Genomic DNA, 18380 nt, shown 5'->3' on the forward strand with positions numbered 1-18380 from the left:
ACGCGGTGCGGCGGATCATGGCCAGGTACATGGCGTCCGTGCCGTGCAGGTGGGGCCAGAGCTGGACGTCGGGTCCCTCGCCCAGGTCGGGCACGCCGGGCAGCAGCGGCCGGGCGTCGAGCAGCTCGGTGCCGGGGTGCTGCTTGAGGACGTCCGCGACGACGGCGCGGGTCTCGGCGAGGTGCGGCGAGCAGGTCGCGTAGGCGACGACGCCGCCGATCCGTACGGCCTCCAGGGCGCCCCGCAGCAGCCCGCGCTGGAGCGGGGCGAAGCCGTCCAGGTCCTCGGGGCGGCGCCGCCAGCGCGCCTCGGGCCGGCGGCGCAGGGCGCCCAGGCCCGTGCACGGCACGTCGACCAGGACGCGGTCGAAGCTGCCGGGCCGCCACGCCGGGCGGGTGCCGTCGGCGGCGATCACCTGGTACGGCCCCGGGTTGCCGTCCAGCGCCCTGGCCACGAGACCGGCGCGGTGCGGCTGCTTCTCGGAGGCGAGCAGGAAGGCGCCCCGCTCGGCGGCGAGGGCGCCGAGGAGCGCGGCCTTGCCGCCGGGCCCCGCGCATCCGTCCAGCCAGCGCCAGTCCGGTCCGTCCAGGGGTGCGCCCGCCAGGGCCAGGGCGACGAGCTGGCTGCCCTCGTCCTGCACCCCGGCGCGGTTCTCCCGTACGGCGTCGACGGCGCCCGGTTCGCCGCCCTCGCTCAGCCGCACCGCGTACGGCGACCAGCGCCCCGGTACGGCGGCCTCCTCGCCGAGCAGTTCCTCGCGGGTGGCCCGGCCGGGCCGCGCGACGAGCGTGACCTCGGGGCGTTCGTTGTCGGCGGCCAGCAGTTCCTCGATGCCGGCCCGGCCGCCGCCCAGCGAGTCCCACAGCGCGGAGACGACCCAGCGCGGGTGCGAGTGCACGACGGCCAGGTGGTCCTCGGGATCCTCGTCGTAGGGCGGGGCGACCCGCTCCACCCACCCGTCGAGATCGTCCCGCGCCACCTTGCGCAGCACGGCGTTGACGAACTTGGCCCGCCCGTCCCCGAGCACGACCCGCGCCAGCTCGACGGAGGCGGAGACGGCGGCGTGACTCGGAATCCGCGTCCCGAGAAGCTGGTGCACGCCCAGGGCGAGCACGTCCAGCACGGGCGGGTCGACCTCGCGCAGCGGCCGGTCGACGCAGTCCGCGATGATCGCGTCGTACGTGCCCTGGCGGCGCAGCGTCCCGTACACCAGCTCGGTGGCGAGGGCCGCGTCCCGGGCGTCGAATCCCTCGGGGCCCTCCTTCTCGCGCGCCTTGCGCAGCAGCGGCGGCAGGACGAGGTTGGCGTACGCGTCCCGCTCGTCCACGGCCCTGAGCGCCTCGAAGGCGAGGATGCGGACGGGGTCCTTCTGGGGTCTGCGGTACGGCTTGCCGGGCTTGCGGGGACGACGGGGCTGCTCGCTCACGAAAAGGTGCTCCGGGTGTGGGGTGACGTGCGCTCACCAGCGTACGCCGGACCGGTGAGCGGTGCTGCGAAGGCGCAGGTCAGTCGCCCAGCCGCGCCCCCTCGGTGATCCGCGCGCCGCGCGCCCAGTCCGCGGCCCGCATCGGCTTCTTGCCCTGCGCCTGCACCCACAGCAGCTCGACGGCGTACGAGCCGGTGCCGACGTACACGTTGTTCTTATGGGCGGCGAGCCGCCCCGGGGCGAGGTCGGTCCGGTCGGGCACGGGCACGGCATGCACGAGCTTGAGCCGCTCGCCCCGGAAGGTGGTCCAGGCGCCGGGGGCCGGGGTGCAGCCGCGCACCACCCGGTCCACCCGCAGCGCCGGGGCGGCCCAGTCGACCCGGGCGTCCTCGACGGTGATCTTCGGGGCGAGGGTGACGCCCTCGGACGGCTGCGGTACGGCGTCGAGGCTGCCGTCCTCGATGCCGTCCATGGTGGCCGCGAGCAGGCCCGCGCCGGCGAACGCCAGCCGGGTCAGCAGGTCGCCGCTGGTGTCGGTGGGGCGGACGGTCTCGGTGACCGTCCCGTAGACGGGGCCGGAGTCCAGGCCCTCCTCGATCAGGAAGGTGGACGCGCCGGTGATCTCGTCGCCCGCCATCACCGCGTGCTGCACGGGGGCGGCGCCGCGCCAGGCGGGCAGCAGGGAGAAGTGCAGGTTGACCCAGCCGCGGGCGGGCACGTCCAGGGCGACGCGGGGCAGCAGGGCTCCGTAGGCGACGACGGGGCAGCAGTCGGGCGCGATCTCGCGCAGCCGCTCCAGGAAGTCGGCCTCGCGCGGCTTCGCGGGCTTGAGTACCTCGATGCCCGCCTCCTCGGCCCGCTCGGCCACGGGCGAGGCGACCAGCCGGCGCCCACGCCCGGCGGGAGCGTCGGGTCGCGTGACGACGGCGGCCACCTCGTGGCGCCCGGAGGCGATCAGGGCGTCCAGGGCGGGAACGGCGACCTCGGGGGTACCGGCGAAGACGAGCTTCATGGGTGGGACGGGCCTCTCGGGCGGGGGTGGTTGCTGGGCAGCGCACCAGTCTACGAGCCGTCAACCGACGGAAAGCCGCCGACGGTGCGGCACCACCACGGGAGAGAGCTCAGCCTCTCGACCGACTGGAAACCGGGTGGTGCGCGGGTGGGAGACCCCCCATGGGGCCGCAGGCCGAGGGGGGCGCACAACCACACCCCCACGCCCCCACCCCGTGACCCGCGGAGCGCCCACGCGTTGGTCAAGGAAGAGTTGACACACCGGGCCGCCCGCGCGGCCCGATTCCTTTCAACGCCGGTTCGAGAGGCTTGTTCATGGCCGACCACGCAACCCACGACGCCCAGGCTCGGGCCAGCCTGCACTTGCTGGTGCGGGACATCGAGCGGGTCCGCCGGCAGGTGGACGCACTGCGCACCCTCACCGCCCAGTTGGGCAACGTCTACCGTCCGCGCCGCTCCGGCCCCTCCACGGGCTTCGTCGTCTACGGACGCGCTCCCGCCCCGACGGTCCGTCTCGCCCAGGAGCTGCGGGACAGTGTCGAGACCCTGGTCACGGCCGCCGTGGACTTCGACCGTTCGCTCGGCTTCTCGTGGGACGCGGTGGGCTCCGCGCTCGGCGTCACCAAGCAGGCGGTGCACCGGCGCTACGGCGCCCGCCGCACCGCTGCCCAGACGGCGTCGTCCGCCGCCGGGACCCCCGAGCACACCCCCGAGCACACCCCGGAGCCGACGGGCACCCGCGCGGTCAACGTGGGCCCGGGCCTTCCCTCCGTGCCCACGGTCCCGGCGGCCCGTGCCATGCCGACCCAGCCGACGTCGGGCAGTCCGGCCCTGCGCGAGGAGGTCCGCCCGACGGCCTTCCCCGGCCCGCGCAACGGCTGAACCGCGGCGGCCGAACCGCGACGCCACGACGGCCCTCCGCCCACCCGGCTCCCCTCCGGGAAGGCGGAGGGCCGCGGCGTGTCCGCCCGTCGTCTCACCCGATGTCGGGCGGATCGATCCGCACCCACACCGCCGCATCGCTCCCCCGCACGGTCCGCGCCGCCCGAGCGGCCTTCAGCGCACCGGCCAGCGCCGCTCCGCGCCCCGGCGGCACCCGGACCAGCGCCCGCTCCCAGTGCTCCCCCGGCGGCGGCGCCCCCGCCCGCCGCGGCCGCCCCGGCGGCGTGACCGGCAGGGGCACCGGGCCGAGTACCTCCGCCTCCCGCGGCAGTTCGACGGCGCCGAGGAAGCCGGCCACCGCCTCCGGCGGCCCCGCCACGGCCGCCATCCGCGACACCGGCGGAAAGCCCAGCTCGTCCCGTTCGGCCAGCTCCCGCACCGCGTGGCCGACGGGGTCCCAGCGCACCAGCGCCTGCACCGGCCGCAGGGTCGGCTCGGCGACCGCGACGACGGTGCCCCCGGCGCTCTGCGGGCGTACCAGGGCGGCGGCGGCCAGCCAGCGCCGCAGCGCGTCCTCGCCGGCGCGCAGGTCGGGCCGCCCGAGCATCGCCCAGCCGTCGAGCAACAGCGCCGCCGTGTAACCGCCCTCGGCGACGGGCTCGGCCCCCGGGGTGCTGACCACCAGCGCGGGGGCCTCGGACACGGTGTCCAGCACCTGCTCGCGCCCGGAGGTGCGCACCGGCACGGCGGGGAAGGCACGCCCCAGCTCCTCCGCGGTGCGCCGGGCGCCCACGACCTGCGCGCGCAGCCGGAAGGCCCCGCACTCCGGGCAGTGCCAGGAGCCCTCCTCGCGCCCGCACCAGCCGCAGCGCAGCGCGGACCCGGACTCCTGCCCCTCCAGCGGACCCGAGCAGTGCCGGCACCGCGCGGGCGTACGGCACGCCGCGCACGCCATCCGGGGTACGTAGCCCCGCCGGGGCACCTGCACGAGCACCGGTCCGAGCCGCAGTCCGTCCCTGACGGCCTGCCAGGCGAGGGTCGGCAGCCGGGCGGCGCGGGCGGCCTCGTCCCGGGCCAGGTCCTGGTCGCCCACGGTCCGGACCAGCGGGGCGGCGGCCCGCACCTGCTCCCGGGCGGCGACCAGCGGCCGGGCCCAGCCCGTCTCCACGAGCTGGGCGGCCTCCACGGTGCAGCTCCAGCCGCCCAGCAGGAAGGCGCACCGGTCCTGGGCGGCACGCAGCAGCAGCACCTCGCGCGCGTGCGGCTGCGGGGCGTGCGGCTCGCTGTGGCTGTCGTCGCCGTCGTCCCACAGGGCGACCAGGCCGAGGTCCCGCACCGGCGCGAACATGGCGGCCCGGGTCCCGACGACGGCCCGTACGGCCCCGCGGCGCACCGCGAGCCACTGCGCGTACCGCTTCTCGGGTCCCGCGTCGGCGGTGAGCACCGCGTGCCGTCCCTCGCCCAGCAGGGCCGTCAGCGCGGCGTCGGCGCGGGCGACCGCCCTGCCGTCCGGCAGGACGACGAGCGCGCCCCGGCCGGAGGCCAGCGTCGCCGCCACGGCCCGCGCGAGCTCCTCGCTCCACCGCGGTCCCGGCAACGCGTTCCACACCGCGCGCGGCGCACCGCCCGAGGCCAGGGCCGCCACGAAGGCGGCCCCCTGCTCGTACCGCGCCCAGGTACCCGGCTCGGGTACCGGCGGCGGGGGCAGCGGGTCGGCCGACGCCCGCTTCTCGGCGCGCGCGTTGCGCGGCGGTACGGCGAGCTGGAGCACGTCGGCGAGGCTGCCCGCGTACCGGTCGGCGACCGCCCGGGTGAGTCCCAGCAGCTCCTGGTCGAGGATCCGCTCGGGCGAGACGACCTGGGCCAGCGCGGCCAGGGGACCTGCGTAGTCGGACTCGGCGAGCCGCTCGATCAGGAACCCGTCGACGAGTCCGCCGCCCTCGCGGCGCCCGTCCCGCACCCGGTTCCGTCCGGCCCCGAACCGCACCCGCACCCGCACGCCGGGCTGGGCGTCGGCGTCGAGTTCCTCGGGCACGGCGTAGTCGAAGTACCGGTCGAGGTGGAGTACGCCCTTGTCGACCAGCACGCGGGCGACCGGCAGCTCCTTGGCGAGCGCGGCTCCGCGCCAGGTCCGGGGTTTGGCCCGCGGGGTCTTCGCCTTGCGCACACTCTCCCGGATGAGCGCGAGCTGCTCGGGCGGCGCGTCCTGCGCGCCGCCCTCCGCCGGTCCGTTCTCGCTGCTCACGCCTGCATTCTCGCAAAGACCACTGACAACTCCCCCGAGCGGATTGGGGACCGGGCGCCGGACACGCCGAGGCCCGGCGCCCCTTCGGCTTCGGGGGCGCCGGGCCTCGTACGTACCGTCGGGCGGGTGTGCCCTACAGGCCCGCCGCCTGCCGCAGAGCGTCCACGCGGTCGGTGCGCTCCCAGGTGAAGTCGGGCAGCTCACGGCCGAAGTGGCCGTAGGCCGCGGTCTGGGCGTAGATCGGGCGGAGCAGGTCGAGGTCGCGGATGATGGCGGCCGGGCGGAGGTCGAAGACCTCGTCGATCGCCTTCTCGATCTTCTCGGTGTCGATCTTGGCGGTGCCGAAGGTCTCCACGAACAGGCCGACCGGTTCGGCCTTGCCGATGGCGTAGGCCACCTGGACCTCGCAGCGGGCGGCCAGGCCCGCGGCGACGACGTTCTTGGCGACCCAGCGCATCGCGTAGGCGGCGGAGCGGTCGACCTTGGACGGGTCCTTGCCGGAGAAGGCGCCGCCGCCGTGGCGGGCCATGCCGCCGTAGGTGTCGATGATGATCTTGCGGCCGGTCAGACCGGCGTCGCCCATCGGGCCGCCGATCTCGAAGCGGCCGGTCGGGTTGACCAGGAGACGGTAGTTCTCCGTGTCGAGCTTGATGCCGTCGTCGAGGAGCGCCTTCAGCTCCGGCTCGACGACGAATTCCTTGATGTCGGGGGCCAGCAGCGACTCCAGGTCGATGTCGCTCGCGTGCTGGGAGGAGACGACGACCGTGTCGAGGCGGACGGCCTTGTCGCCGTCGTACTCGATGGTGACCTGCGTCTTGCCGTCCGGGCGCAGGTAGGGGATCGTGCCGTTCTTGCGGACCTCGGACAGGCGCTTGGACAGACGGTGCGCGAGGAAGACCGGCAGCGGCATCAGCGTCGGCGTCTCGTCGGACGCGTAGCCGAACATCAGGCCCTGGTCACCGGCGCCCTGCCGGTCCAGCGCGTCGCTGTCGTCGCCCGCGGCGACACCCCCGACCCGGCTCTCGTAGGCCGTGTCGACGCCCTGCGCGATGTCCGGGGACTGGGCGCCGATCGAGACGGAGACACCGCAGGAGGCGCCGTCGAAGCCCTTCTTGGAGGAGTCGTAGCCGATCTCCAGGATCTTGCCGCGGACGAGCGTGGCGATGTCCGCGTAGGCCTTGGTCGTCACTTCGCCGGCGACGTGCACCAGACCGGTGGTGATCAGGGTTTCGACGGCGACCCGGGAGGTCGGGTCCACACGCAGAAGCGCGTCGAGAATGGTGTCGCTGATCTGGTCAGCGATCTTGTCGGGGTGACCTTCGGTCACGGACTCCGAGGTGAACAGGCGACGGGACACAACGCTCCCTGGGGTTGCAGCGGCTGCTGGCTGATCATTGGTGGACGGCACGGGGAGCTGCACCCGGCGACGTCCGAGAACAGTTTATCGGTCGGACTCTGCCACGGGCCCACCTGTCTCAGCTCTCGGGAGGGCTGTGACCTGCGGCACGGGCATTCTGCCCAGAACGAGGCGCCCTTGGCCAGGGTCGCCACGCTCCAATGCGCGGGGTTCGCGAGGAGCGTGGCATGAATGAGTCATTCAGCCGAGCCGCTGCGCCACGAGGTCCCACACCGTTTCGGCCAGGGCTTCCTTCGGGCCGTGGGCCACCGGGGTCTCGCTGCCGTCGGCGCCCAGGACCACCGCCTCGTTCTCCTCCGAGCCGAAGGTCTTGCGCTCCCCCACCTCGTTCACCACGAGGAGGTCGCAGCCCTTCCGCTTCAGCTTGGCCCGGCCGTTGGCCAGGACGTCGTCCGTCTCGGCGGCGAAGCCGACGATCACCTGACCGGAGCGGGCCCGGGTCCCGGAGATCTCCGCGAGGACGTCCGGGTTGCGCACCAGGGTGATCGGCTCGGGTTCCTGGTCGTCCTTCTTCTTGATCTTCCCGGTGGCGTACGTCGCGGGTCGGAAATCGGCCACCGCCGCGGCCATGACGACGGCGTCGGCGTCCGCCGCGGCCCGCAGCATCGCCTCGCGCAGCTCCACCGCCGTACCCACCGGCACCACGTCCACGCCGGCCGGACCGGGCAGTGACGCGTTCGCCGCGACCAGGGTGACGCGGGCGCCGCGGGCGGCGGCGGTGCGGGCGAGGGCGTAGCCCTGCTTGCCGGAGGAGCGGTTGCCGAGGAAGCGGACCGGGTCGAGGGGCTCCCGGGTGCCGCCGGCGCTGACGACGACATGGCGTCCGGCGAGGTCGGGCTCCCGCACTCCGCGGGCGAGGACCCGGCGGCAGACCTCGAAGATCTCGCCGGGGTCGGGCAGCCGGCCCTTGCCGGTGTCGACGCCGGTGAGGCGGCCGACGGCGGGCTCGATGACGACGGCGCCGCGGCGGCGCAGCGTCGCCACGTTCTCCCGGGTGGCCGGGTGCTCCCACATCTCGGTGTGCATGGCGGGGGCGAAGACGACCGGGCAGCGGGCCGTGAGCAGCGTGTTGGTGAGGAGGTCGTCGGCCAGCCCGTGGGCCGCCTTGGCGAGCATGTCGGCGGTGGCCGGCGCGACGACGACCAGGTCGGCGTGCTGGCCGATGCGCACGTGCGGGACCTCGTGCACGTCGTCCCACACCTCGGTCGACACGGGGTTGCCGGACAGGGCGGACCAGGTGGCGGCGCCGACGAAGTGCAGTGCGGAGGCGGTGGGGACGACCCGGACCTCGTGGCCGGACTCCGTGAGTCTGCGCAGCAGCTCACAGGCCTTGTACGCGGCGATGCCGCCGCTGACCCCCAGAACGACCTTGGGCTTGTCCACCGTCTCTCCCCGGCTCGGATGACGCGCTCGGATATCGCGCTCGGACAGCGCGTACGACCCATCACACACCACAGGCCCGGCAGTCGGACTGCCGGGCCTGTGGAAAAGTCAGCGTAAGGCTGAAGATATTACCGCCGATACTGCCGATGCTGCCGGTATTACTGCGCCGGACCCTCGATGGCCTCGGAGGTCAGCAGCCCCGCGTTGATCTCGCGCAGGGAGATCGAGAGCGGCTTCTCGTGGACGTGGGTGTCGACGAGCGGACCGACGTATTCGAGGAGGCCCTCGCCGAGCTGCGAGTAGTACGCGTTGATCTGGCGGGCCCGCTTGGCCGCGTAGATCACGAGGCTGTACTTCGAGTCCGTGGCCTCGAGGAGCTCGTCGATCGGCGGGTTGATGATGCCCTCGGGCGCGGAGATGGAAGAGGACACGCTCTACCTTCCGATGGATGGGAAAGATGAAGTCGGGATGATCGCAGGATGACCAGTAACGATCACACCACGTTCGTCAAGGCTAGCAGCTCGCGAGCCACGTCCTCGACGGAGGTGTTCACCAGGGTCTGGTCGAACTCCGACTCGGCCGCCAGCTCGACCCTGGCCGCGGCGAGGCGGCGCTCGATCACCTCCGGCGGTTCGGTGCCCCGGCCGGTGAGCCTGCGCACCAGCTCCTCCCAGGAGGGCGGGGCCAGGAACACCAGCCGGGCCTCGGGCATGGACGCGCGGACCTGCCGCGCACCCTGGAGGTCGATCTCCAGGAGCACCGGCTCACCGGCGTCCAGGCGCTCCAGCACGGCCGTACGCGGCGTGCCGTAGCGGTTGCCGGCGAACTCGGCCCACTCCAGCAGCTCACCGTTGGCGATCAGCTTGTCCATCTCCTCGTCGGTGACGAAGAAGTAGTGGACACCGTGCCGCTCGCCGGGGCGGGGCCTGCGGGTCGTCGCCGAGACCGACAGCCATACCTCGGGGTGTTCCTTGCGCATATGGGCGACGACCGTGCTCTTGCCGACCCCCGAGGGGCCGGAGAGCACGGTCAGCCGCGGACGTGCGTCCGGGGGTACGGGGGGTGTCCCCCGGGGTGTTGCAGCCATGCAGCGATTATTCCAGCAATCCCGGAGTGGTCCGGACTCAGTTGCCGGTGCTGCCGAACTCGCGCTCCAGGGAGGCGATCTGGTTGGACCCGAGACCGCGCACGCGGCGGCTCTCGGAGATGCCCAGTCGCTCCATGATCTGCTTGGCGCGGACTTTGCCCACGCCCGGCAGGGACTCGAGGAGGGCGGAGACCTTCATCTTGCCGATGACGTCGTTCTCCTGACCCTGCTTGATGACCTCGTGGAGGGAGGCGCCGGAGTGCTTGAGTCGATTCTTGACCTCGGCCCGCTCCCGGCGAGCCGCGGCGGCCTTTTCGAGCGCGGCTGCGCGCTGTTCAGGGGTAAGGGGCGGAAGAGCCACGCCTACGTCACCTCGGATGTCGAACTGTCGGATACGGACCGGTGAGGAACCTAGTCGCCCCACACCTGGTGAGCCACGAGCAACACGCTTGCCCGTTGACTCTCGACGGAGACTAGCGGTCAACTCCGCCAGAGTCAGCGAGAACAGCGGAAAAGTCCTGGTCAGCCTCCGTCAGGCCGTACATTTAGGACATATCGCCTCTGATTTGAGGATGTATCCAGGGTCAGGACGCCGTGACCGCGGTCCGGACCTCCTCCGCGAAACGGTCCGCGGCCGTCCGCAACGCCACCACATCGGGCCCGTGACGAAGGACACCCCGGCTGACGTTGGGGACGACGTTGCGCACCGCGGCGCCGAAGACCCGCGGCAGATCCGCGGGGGTGGCTCCCTGCGCGCCGATGCCCGGCGCCAGGAGCGGCCCGTTGATGTTCAGGTCGTACGACGACAGGTCGCCGAGGGTGGCGCCGACGACCGCGCCGAAGGAGCCGAGAGGCTCCTCCCCCGCGTTCTCGGCGGCCAGGCGGGCCAGCATCGTCGCCGCGACGCCGCGCCCGTCGGCCCCGACCGCGTGCTGGACCTCGCCGCCCTCCGGATTGGAGGTCAGCGCCAGCACGAACAGGCCCGCGCCGCTCTCGCGGGCCATGTCGACGGCCGGCTTCAGGGAGCCGTAGCCGAGGTACGGCGAGACCGTCAGCGCGTCCGAGAACAGCGGGGCGCCCTTGCGCAGGAAGGCCTCGGCGTACGCGGCCATGGTCGAGCCGATGTCGCCGCGCTTGGCGTCCATGACGACCAGCGCGCCGGCCGCCCGCGCCTCCTCGACCGACTTCTCCAGGACGGCGACGCCGCCCGAGCCGAACCGTTCGAAGAAGGCGCTCTGCGGCTTGAGCACGGCGACCCGGTCGGCCACCGCCTCGACGACGGTGCGGCTGAAGCGCTCCAGACCGGCCACGTCGTCGTTCAGGCCCCACTGCGCGAGCAGGGAGGCGTGCGGGTCGATGCCGACGCACAGCGGGCCGCGTTCGTCCATCGCGCGGCGCAGCCGGGCGCCGAAGGGTTCGAGTACCGTCATGTGGGTCACCGGGGCTTTCTCATGTCGGCGCCGACCGCGTCGGCGAGGGTGGCGTACGGGCTCTGCCGCAGGCGTGCGGCGAGCCCCTTGTGCATGGCACGGCCCCAGAAGGGCCCCTCGTAGATGAACGCGCTGTAGCCCTGGACCAGCGTGGCGCCGGCCAGGATGCGCTCCCAGGCGTCCTCGGCGGTCTCGACGCCGCCGACGCCCACCAGGGTGATCCGGTCGCCCACGCGCGCGTACAGGCGGCGCAGCACCTCCAGGGAGCGTTCCCTGAGCGGGGCACCGGACAGGCCGCCGGTCTCCCGGACGAGGACGGGCGAGGAGGTCAGGCCGAGCCCCTCGCGCGCGATGGTGGTGTTGGTGGCGATGATCCCGTCCAGGCCCAGCTCCACGGCCAGGTCGGCGACCGCGTCCACGTCCTCGTCGGCGAGGTCCGGTGCGATCTTGACCAGGAGGGGGACGCGTCGTGCGGGGACCGCGCGGTCGGCGGCCTCGCGGACGGCGCTCAGGAGCGGGCGCAGCGCCTCGGTCGCCTGGAGGTTGCGCAGGCCGGGCGTGTTCGGGGAGGAGACGTTGACGACCAGGTAGTCGGCGTGCGGGGCCAGCCGTTCGGCGGACTTCACGTAGTCGCCGACGGCCTCCTCCTCCGGGACGACCTTCGTCTTGCCGATGTTGACGCCGACGACGGTCCTGAAGGCGGGCGTGCGGGAGGCCAGGCGGGCGGCGACGGCGAGCGAGCCGTCGTTGTTGAAGCCCATGCGGTTGATCAGCGCCCGGTCGCCCACCAGCCGGAACAGCCGCTTCTTGGGGTTGCCGGGCTGCGGCTCCCCCGTCACGGTGCCGATCTCGACGTGGTCGAAGCCGAGCATCGCCATGCCGTCGATCGCGACCGCGTTCTTGTCGAAGCCGGCGGCGAGCCCGAAGGGCCCGTGCATGCGCAGGCCCAGGGCCTCGGTGCGCAGTTCCTTGTGGCGGGGCGCGAGCGCGGCGGCGACGAAGGTGCGCAGCACGGGGACGCGGGCGGCGAGGCGGATCCAGCGGAAGGCGAGGTGGTGTGCGCCCTCCGGGTCCATGCGCTTGAAGACGAGAGAGAAGAAGATCTTGTACATGGTGTCCTCGTGAAGCCTCATGAAGGGCATGAAGAGCATGAAGGGCATGAAGAGGGGGACACCGTTTCCGGTGTCCCCCCAGGGGCTGCTAGTCGCGGGCCGCGGTCAGGAACTCGGCGTGTTCCTGGAGCGAGCGCACTCCCACGTCCCCGTGGTTGAGGGCGTCGATGCCCTGGACCGCCGCCGCCAGCGCCTGGACCGTCGTCAGGCACGGTACGGAGCGGGCCACGGCGGCCGTACGGATGTCGTAGCCGTCGAGGCGGCCGCCGGTGCCGTACGGGGTGTTGACGATGAGGTCGACCCCGCCGTCGTGGATGAGCTGGACGATGGTCTTCTCGCCGTTCGGCCCGGTGCCCTCGGACTGCTTGCGCACGACGGTGGCGTTGATGCCGTTGCGCTTGAGGACCTCGGCGGTGCCTGAGGTGGCGAGCAGCTCGAAGCCGTGGGCGACCAGCTCGCGGGCCGGGAAGATCATCGAGCGCTTGTCGCGGTTGGCGACCGAGATGAACGCCCGTCCCTTGGTGGGCAGCGGCCCGTAGGCGGCCGCCTGCGACTTGGCGTAGGCGGTGCCGAAGACGGAGTCGATGCCCATGACCTCGCCGGTGGAGCGCATCTCCGGGCCGAGGACCGTGTCGACGCCGCGGCCGTGGATGTCCCGGAAGCGGGACCACGGCATCACGGCCTCCTTGACGGAGATCGGCGCGTCCAGCGGCAGCTCGCCGCCGTCGCCGGTGGCCGGGAGCAGGCCCTCGGCGCGCAGCTCGGCGACGGTGGCGCCGAGCGAGATGCGGGCGGCGGCCTTGGCCAGCGGCACCGCCGTCGCCTTCGAGGTGAAGGGGACGGTGCGGGACGCGCGCGGGTTGGCCTCCAGGACGTAGAGGATGTCCCCGGCCAGCGCGAACTGGATGTTGATCAGGCCGCGCACGCCGACGCCCTTGGCGATGGACTCGGTGGAGGCGCGCAGCCGCTTGATGTCGAAGCCGCCGAGCGTGATCGGGGGCAGGGCGCACGCCGAGTCGCCGGAGTGGATGCCGGCCTCCTCGATGTGCTCCATGACGCCGCCGAGGTACAGCTCCTCGCCGTCGTACAGGGCGTCGACGTCGATCTCGATCGCGTCGTCCAGGAAGCGGTCGACCAGGACCGGACGGGACGGGCCGATCTCGGTCGACTCGGCGATGTACGCCTCCAGCCGGGTCTCGTCGTAGACGATCTCCATGCCGCGTCCGCCCAGGACGTAGGAGGGCCGCACGAGCACCGGGTAGCCGATCTCGTCGGCGATGGCCTTGGCCTCGGCGAAGGTGGTGGCGGTGCCGTGCTTGGGGGCGGGGAGCCCGGCCTGCGCCAGGACCTGCCCGAAGGCGCCGCGGTCCTCGGCGGCGTGGATGGCCTCGGGCGAGGTGCCGACGACCGGCACGCCGTTGTCCTTGAGCGCCTGGGCCAGGCCCAGCGGGGTCTGCCCGCCGAGCTGCACGATCACGCCCGCGATCGGGCCTGCCTGCTGCTCCGCGTGGACGATCTCCAGGACGTCCTCCAGGGTGAGCGGCTCGAAGTACAGCCGGTCGGAGGTGTCGTAGTCGGTGGAGACGGTCTCCGGGTTGCAGTTGACCATCACGGTCTCGTACCCGGCGTCGGACAGCGCGAAGGAGGCGTGGACGCAGGAGTAGTCGAACTCGATGCCCTGGCCGATGCGGTTCGGGCCCGAGCCCAGGATGATCACGGCGGGCTTCTCGCGCCGCGCGACCTCCGTCTCCTCGTCGTAGGAGGAGTAGAAGTACGGCGTCTTCGCGGCGAACTCGGCAGCGCAGGTGTCGACCGTCTTGTAGACCGGGCGGATGCCGAGGGCGTGCCGGACCTCGCGGACGACGTCCTCGCGCAGGCCGCGGATCTCGCCGACCTGCTGGTCGGAGAAGCCGTGCCGCTTGGCCTCGGCGAGCAGGCCGGCGGTCAGCTCGGGGGCGGCGGCCAGTTCGTCGGCGATCTCCTTGATCAGGAAGAGCTGGTCGACGAACCAGGGGTCGATCTTCGTGTACTCGAAGACCTCCTCGGGCGTGGCGCCCGCGCGGACGGCCTGCATGACGGCGTTGATACGGCCGTCGGTGGGCCGGACGGCCTCGCGCAGCAGCTCGGCCTTGTCGCCGGGCTCGCCGACGAAGGTGAACTGGCTGCCCTTCTTCTCCAGCGAGCGCAGCGCCTTCTGGAAGGCCTCGGTGAAGTTGCGGCCGATGGCCATGGCCTCGCCGACCGACTTCATGGTGGTGGTGAGGGTCGAGTCCGCGCTCGGGAACTTCTCGAAGGCGAACCGCGGGGCCTTGACGACCACGTAGTCGAGCGTCGGCTCGAAGGAGGCCGGGGTCTCCTGGGTGATGTCGTTGGGGATCTCGTCCAGCGTGTAGCCGACGGCCAGCTTGGCGGCGATCTTGGCGATCGGGAAGCCGGTCGCCTTGGAGGCGAGCGCCGAGGACCGCGACACGCGCGGGTTCATCTCGATGACGATGACCCGGCCGTCCTCGGGGTTCACCGCGAACTGGATGTTGCAGCCGCCGGTGTCCACGCCGACCTCGCGGATGATCGCGATGCCGACGTCCCGGAGCACCTGGTACTCGCGGTCGGTCAGCGTCATCGCGGGCGCGACGGTGATCGAGTCGCCGGTGTGCACGCCCATGGGGTCGAAGTTCTCGATGGAGCAGACGACCACGACGTTGTCGTGCTTGTCGCGCATCAGCTCCAGCTCGTACTCCTTCCAGCCGAGGATGGACTCCTCCAGGAGCACCTCGGTGGTCGGCGAGAGGGTGAGGCCCTGCCCGGCGATGCGGCGCAGTTCCTCCTCGTCGTGGGCGAAGCCGGAGCCGGCGCCGCCCATGGTGAAGGAGGGACGGACGACGACCGGGTAGCCGCCGAGCGCCTCGACGCCCTTGAGGACGTCGTCCATGGAGTGGCAGATGTGGGAACGGGCCGACTCGCCGTGGCCGATCTTCTTGCGGACCTCTTCCACGACCTCCTTGAACAGGTCGCGGTCCTCGCCCTTGTTGATGGCCTCGACGTTGGCGCCGATCAGCTCGACGCCGTACTTCTCCAGTACGCCGTTGCCGTGCAGGGAGATCGCGGTGTTCAGGGCCGTCTGGCCGCCCAGGGTGGGCAGCAGCGCGTCGGGCCGCTCCCTGGCGATGATCTTCTCGACGAACTCGGGGGTGATCGGCTCGACGTAGGTGGCGTCGGCGATCTCCGGATCGGTCATGATCGTCGCCGGGTTGGAGTTGACCAGGACGACGCGCAGGCCCTCGGCCTTGAGCACGCGGCACGCCTGGGTGCCGGAGTAGTCGAACTCGGCGGCCTGGCCGATGACGATCGGGCCGGAGCCGATGACCAGGACGGACTGGATATCGGTGCGCTTAGGCACGCTGGCCCTCCATGAGGTTCACGAAGCGGTCGAACAGGTAGGCGGCGTCGTGCGGGCCGGCTGCCGCTTCGGGGTGGTACTGGACGCTGAAGGCCGGCCGGTCGAGGAGCTGGAGCCCCTCCACCACGTTGTCGTTGAGGCAGACGTGGGAGACCGTGGCACGGCCGTAGGGGGTGTCGGAGACCTGGTCGAGCGGGGCGTCGACGGCGAAGCCGTGGTTGTGCGCGGTGACCTCGACCTTGCCGGTCGTACGGTCCTGCACGGGCTGGTTGATGCCGCGGTGGCCGTACTTCAGCTTGAAGGTGCCGAAGCCGAGGGCGCGGCCCAGGATCTGGTTGCCGAAGCAGATGCCGAAGAGCGGGGTGCCGCGCTCCAGGACGCCCCGCATCACGGCGACCGGGTGGTCGGCGGTGGACGGGTCGCCGGGGCCGTTGGAGAAGAACACGCCGTCCGGGTTGACGGCGTAGACGTCCTCGACGGTGGCCGTGGCGGGCAGGACGTGCACCTCGATGCCGCGCTCGGCCATGCGGTGCGGGGTCATGCCCTTGATGCCGAGGTCCACGGCGGCGACGGTGTACTTCTTCTCGCCGACCGCCGGGACGACGTACGCCTCGGTGGTGGCGACCTCGGCGGAGAGGTCGGCGCCGCTCATCTCGGGGGCCTGGCGGACCTCGGCGAGCATGGTGCCCTCGTCGGGCAGCGCGTTGCCGGAGAAGACGCCGACGCGCATGGCGCCGCGCTCGCGCAGGTGGCGGGTGAGGGCGCGGGTGTCGATGCCGCTGATGCCGACGACGCCCTGGGCGGCCAGCTCCTGGTCGAGCGAGCGCGTGGAGCGCCAGTTGGAGGGCACGCGCGCGGGGTCGCGCACGACGTAGCCGGAGACCCAGATCTTCCTGGACTCCATGTCCTCGTCGTTGACGCCCGTGTTGCCGATGTGCGGGGCGGTCATGACGACGACCTGGCGGTGGTACGACGGGTCGGTGAGGGTCTCCTGGTAGCCGGTCATGCCGGTGGAGAACACGGCTTCGCCGAAGGTGGCCCCCACGGCCCCGTAGGCACGGCCGCGGAAGATCCGGCCGTCCTCCAGGACGAGTACGGCGGGAGTCCTGTCAACTCCCCTGGTGGAGGTCGTCATCGTGCGCCTTCCGTTTCCGTCTTGTTGATCATGTCGTTCAGGGTTTCGACCCACTCGTTGTGCTCGGCCGCGTGGTCGGAGCGGAAGCCGGAGTCGATCAGCTTGTCTCCGTGGGCCCAGGTGACGACCAGCAGGCCGCCCTCGGTGAGGACCTTGCCGGCGATGCCCTTGTCGAGCCGGGCCTCGCGCAGCGCGGCGACGGGGACGAAGAAGTCGGCCGCGCCGGGGCGCACGACGTCCAGTCCCGCGTCCGTGAGAGTCAGCTCGACCCGGCTGCGGGTGCCCAGGCCGTGCGCCACGATGCGGTCCAGCCACTGACCGGCGGTGGTGGAGCCGTGGTAGCGGCCGCTCAGTACCAGTTTCGCCGGGCCGGGGGCGTCCGGCGCGCTGGGCAGCTCGGGGAGGTCGCCCTGGAGGGTGCCGCGCCACTTCCAGCCCTCGCGCATCAGCCAGTACACGAGCGCGACGAACAGGCCGAGGCCGACGACCCAGCCGACCCGGGCGGCCCAGTCGGTCACTTCCGCCGATTCCTTCTCGGCGGCCAGCAGGATTACCGGTGCTACAGATGTCACGTGAGCTTCCCGTCGACGAGCGTGGCCTTGCCCCGCAGCCACGTGTGCGTCACACGGCCCGGCAGCTCACGACCCTCGTACGGGGTGTTGCGACTGCGCGAGGCGAAGCCCGCGGGGTCCACCTGGCCACGGTATTCCGTGTCGACGAGGGTGAGGTTGGCGGGCTCACCGGCCGAGACGGGACGGCCGTGTCCGGTGGCCTGTCCGATCTGCGCGGGCTTGACGGACATCCGGTCGGCGACGCCGGCCCAGTCCAGCAGGCCCGTGTCCACCATGGTCTCCTGCACCACCGACAGCGCGGTCTCCAGGCCCACCATCCCCATGGCGGCGGCGGCCCACTCGCAGTCCTTGTCCTCGTGCGGGTGCGGGGCGTGGTCGGTGGCGACGATGTCGATGGTGCCGTCGGCGAGCGCCTCGCGCAGGGCCAGCACGTCACGCTCGGTGCGCAGCGGCGGGTTGACCTTGTAGACCGGGTCGTACGACCGGACCAGCTCGTCGGTGAGGAGCAGGTGGTGCGGGGTGACCTCGGCGGTGACGTCGATGCCGCGGGACTTGGCCCAGCGGACGATCTCGACGGACCCGGCGGTCGACAGGTGGCAGATGTGGACGCGGGAGCCGACGTGCTCGGCGAGCAGCACGTCCCGCGCGATGACCGACTCCTCGGCGACGGCGGGCCAGCCGCCCAGGCCCAGCTCGGCGGAGACGACGCCCTCGTTCATCTGGGCGCCCTCGGTGAGCCGGGGCTCCTGGGCGTGCTGGGCGACGACGCCGCCGAAGGCCTTCACGTACTCCAGGGCGCGGCGCATGATCACGGCGTCGTGGACGCACTTGCCGTCGTCGGAGAAGACGGTGACGCCGGCCGCGGACTCGTGCATGGCACCCAGCTCGGCGAGTTTGGCGCCCTCCAGGCCGACGGTGACGGCGCCGATGGGCTGCACGTCGCAGTAGCCGGACTCCTGGCCGAGCCGCCAGACCTGCTCGACGACGCCGGCGGTGTCGGCGACCGGGAAGGTGTTGGCCATGGCGAAGACGTTGGTGTAGCCGCCGCTCGCCGCGGCGCGGGTGCCGGTGAGGACGGTCTCGGAGTCCTCGCGGCCGGGCTCGCGCAGATGGGTGTGCAGGTCGACCAGACCGGGCAGCAGCACCTTGCCGTCGGCCTCCACGACCTCCGCGCCCTCGGCGGACAGGTCCCGGCCGACCGCCTCGATGACGGTGCCGTCGATCAGCACGTCCTGCGGCTCGCCGCCGAGCACCTTCGCACCGCGGATCAGGATCTTGCTCAT

General features: G+C 72.5%; 15 protein-coding genes. 1 reads left to right on the forward strand and 14 read right to left on the reverse strand.

The features are described 5' to 3' along the window. Both KUM40_RS13085 and fmt read right to left on the reverse strand, forming a co-directional pair. The coding region (locus KUM40_RS13085) for an RsmB/NOP family class I SAM-dependent RNA methyltransferase (protein WP_217166006.1) at positions 1 to 1426 on the reverse strand (1426 nt) is incomplete at its 3' end. Between the two features lie 79 nt (positions 1427 to 1505). Next, entirely contained in the window at positions 1506 to 2438 is a 933-nt protein-coding gene (fmt, locus tag KUM40_RS13090) for a methionyl-tRNA formyltransferase (RefSeq protein ID WP_217166007.1), read from the reverse strand. Between the two features lie 314 nt (positions 2439 to 2752). Between fmt and KUM40_RS13095 the strand changes: the two genes are divergently transcribed. Continuing rightward, positions 2753 to 3319, forward strand: coding sequence for a hypothetical protein (locus KUM40_RS13095; RefSeq protein WP_217166008.1), 567 nt, complete (start codon positions 2753 to 2755; stop codon positions 3317 to 3319). A gap of 94 nt (positions 3320 to 3413) precedes the next feature. On the opposite strand, the gene KUM40_RS13100 is transcribed toward KUM40_RS13095, so the two are convergent. The 12 genes from KUM40_RS13100 to KUM40_RS13155 all read right to left on the reverse strand — a co-directional run bounded on the left by KUM40_RS13100 (position 3414) and on the right by KUM40_RS13155 (position 18380). After that, positions 3414 to 5564 (reverse strand): primosomal protein N', encoded by a 2151-nt coding sequence (locus KUM40_RS13100; protein WP_217166009.1) that lies wholly within the window; start codon positions 5562 to 5564, stop codon positions 3414 to 3416. Between the two features lie 133 nt (positions 5565 to 5697). Beyond that, complete coding sequence (gene metK, locus KUM40_RS13105) at positions 5698 to 6921, reverse strand: methionine adenosyltransferase (RefSeq protein WP_217166010.1); 1224 nt, start codon at positions 6919 to 6921, stop codon at positions 5698 to 5700. A 240-nt stretch (positions 6922 to 7161) separates the two neighbouring features. Further along, positions 7162 to 8364, reverse strand: a complete 1203-nt coding sequence (gene coaBC / locus KUM40_RS13110) for a bifunctional phosphopantothenoylcysteine decarboxylase/phosphopantothenate--cysteine ligase CoaBC (protein WP_217166011.1) — start codon at positions 8362 to 8364, stop codon at positions 7162 to 7164. Between the two features lie 158 nt (positions 8365 to 8522). Further along, the gene (gene rpoZ, locus KUM40_RS13115; RefSeq protein WP_067025681.1) at positions 8523 to 8795 is read right to left on the reverse strand and encodes a DNA-directed RNA polymerase subunit omega; all 273 of its coding nucleotides are present in this window, start codon (positions 8793 to 8795) and stop codon (positions 8523 to 8525) included. A gap of 62 nt (positions 8796 to 8857) precedes the next feature. Then, the gene (gmk, locus tag KUM40_RS13120) at positions 8858 to 9451 is read right to left on the reverse strand and encodes a guanylate kinase (RefSeq protein WP_217166012.1); all 594 of its coding nucleotides are present in this window, start codon (positions 9449 to 9451) and stop codon (positions 8858 to 8860) included. A 37-nt stretch (positions 9452 to 9488) separates the two neighbouring features. Beyond that, entirely contained in the window at positions 9489 to 9812 is a 324-nt protein-coding gene (locus KUM40_RS13125) for an integration host factor (protein ID WP_190206445.1), read from the reverse strand. A 223-nt stretch (positions 9813 to 10035) separates the two neighbouring features. After that, on the reverse strand, positions 10036 to 10881 hold the full coding sequence (pyrF, locus tag KUM40_RS13130; RefSeq protein WP_217166013.1) for an orotidine-5'-phosphate decarboxylase: 846 nt from the start codon (positions 10879 to 10881) through the stop codon (positions 10036 to 10038). A gap of 5 nt (positions 10882 to 10886) precedes the next feature. Beyond that, the gene (locus tag KUM40_RS13135; RefSeq protein WP_217166056.1) at positions 10887 to 11993 is read right to left on the reverse strand and encodes a quinone-dependent dihydroorotate dehydrogenase; all 1107 of its coding nucleotides are present in this window, start codon (positions 11991 to 11993) and stop codon (positions 10887 to 10889) included. A gap of 88 nt (positions 11994 to 12081) precedes the next feature. Further along, positions 12082 to 15390, reverse strand: coding sequence for a carbamoyl-phosphate synthase large subunit (gene carB, locus KUM40_RS13140; RefSeq protein WP_217166014.1), 3309 nt, complete (start codon positions 15388 to 15390; stop codon positions 12082 to 12084). After that, the gene (gene carA / locus KUM40_RS13145) at positions 15383 to 16525 is read right to left on the reverse strand and encodes a glutamine-hydrolyzing carbamoyl-phosphate synthase small subunit (RefSeq protein WP_217166015.1); all 1143 of its coding nucleotides are present in this window, start codon (positions 16523 to 16525) and stop codon (positions 15383 to 15385) included. The genes carB and carA overlap by 8 nt, the downstream gene beginning before the upstream one ends. Then, positions 16522 to 17097, reverse strand: a complete 576-nt coding sequence (locus KUM40_RS13150) for a hypothetical protein (RefSeq protein WP_217166016.1) — start codon at positions 17095 to 17097, stop codon at positions 16522 to 16524. Before KUM40_RS13150 ends, carA begins: the two co-directional genes overlap by 4 nt. Next, positions 17094 to 18380, reverse strand: coding sequence for a dihydroorotase (locus tag KUM40_RS13155; protein ID WP_217166017.1), 1287 nt, complete (start codon positions 18378 to 18380; stop codon positions 17094 to 17096). Before KUM40_RS13155 ends, KUM40_RS13150 begins: the two co-directional genes overlap by 4 nt.

The sequence above is a fragment of the Streptomyces sp. AC512_CC834 genome (assembly GCF_019049325.1).
GTDB lineage: Bacteria > Actinomycetota > Actinomycetes > Streptomycetales > Streptomycetaceae > Streptomyces.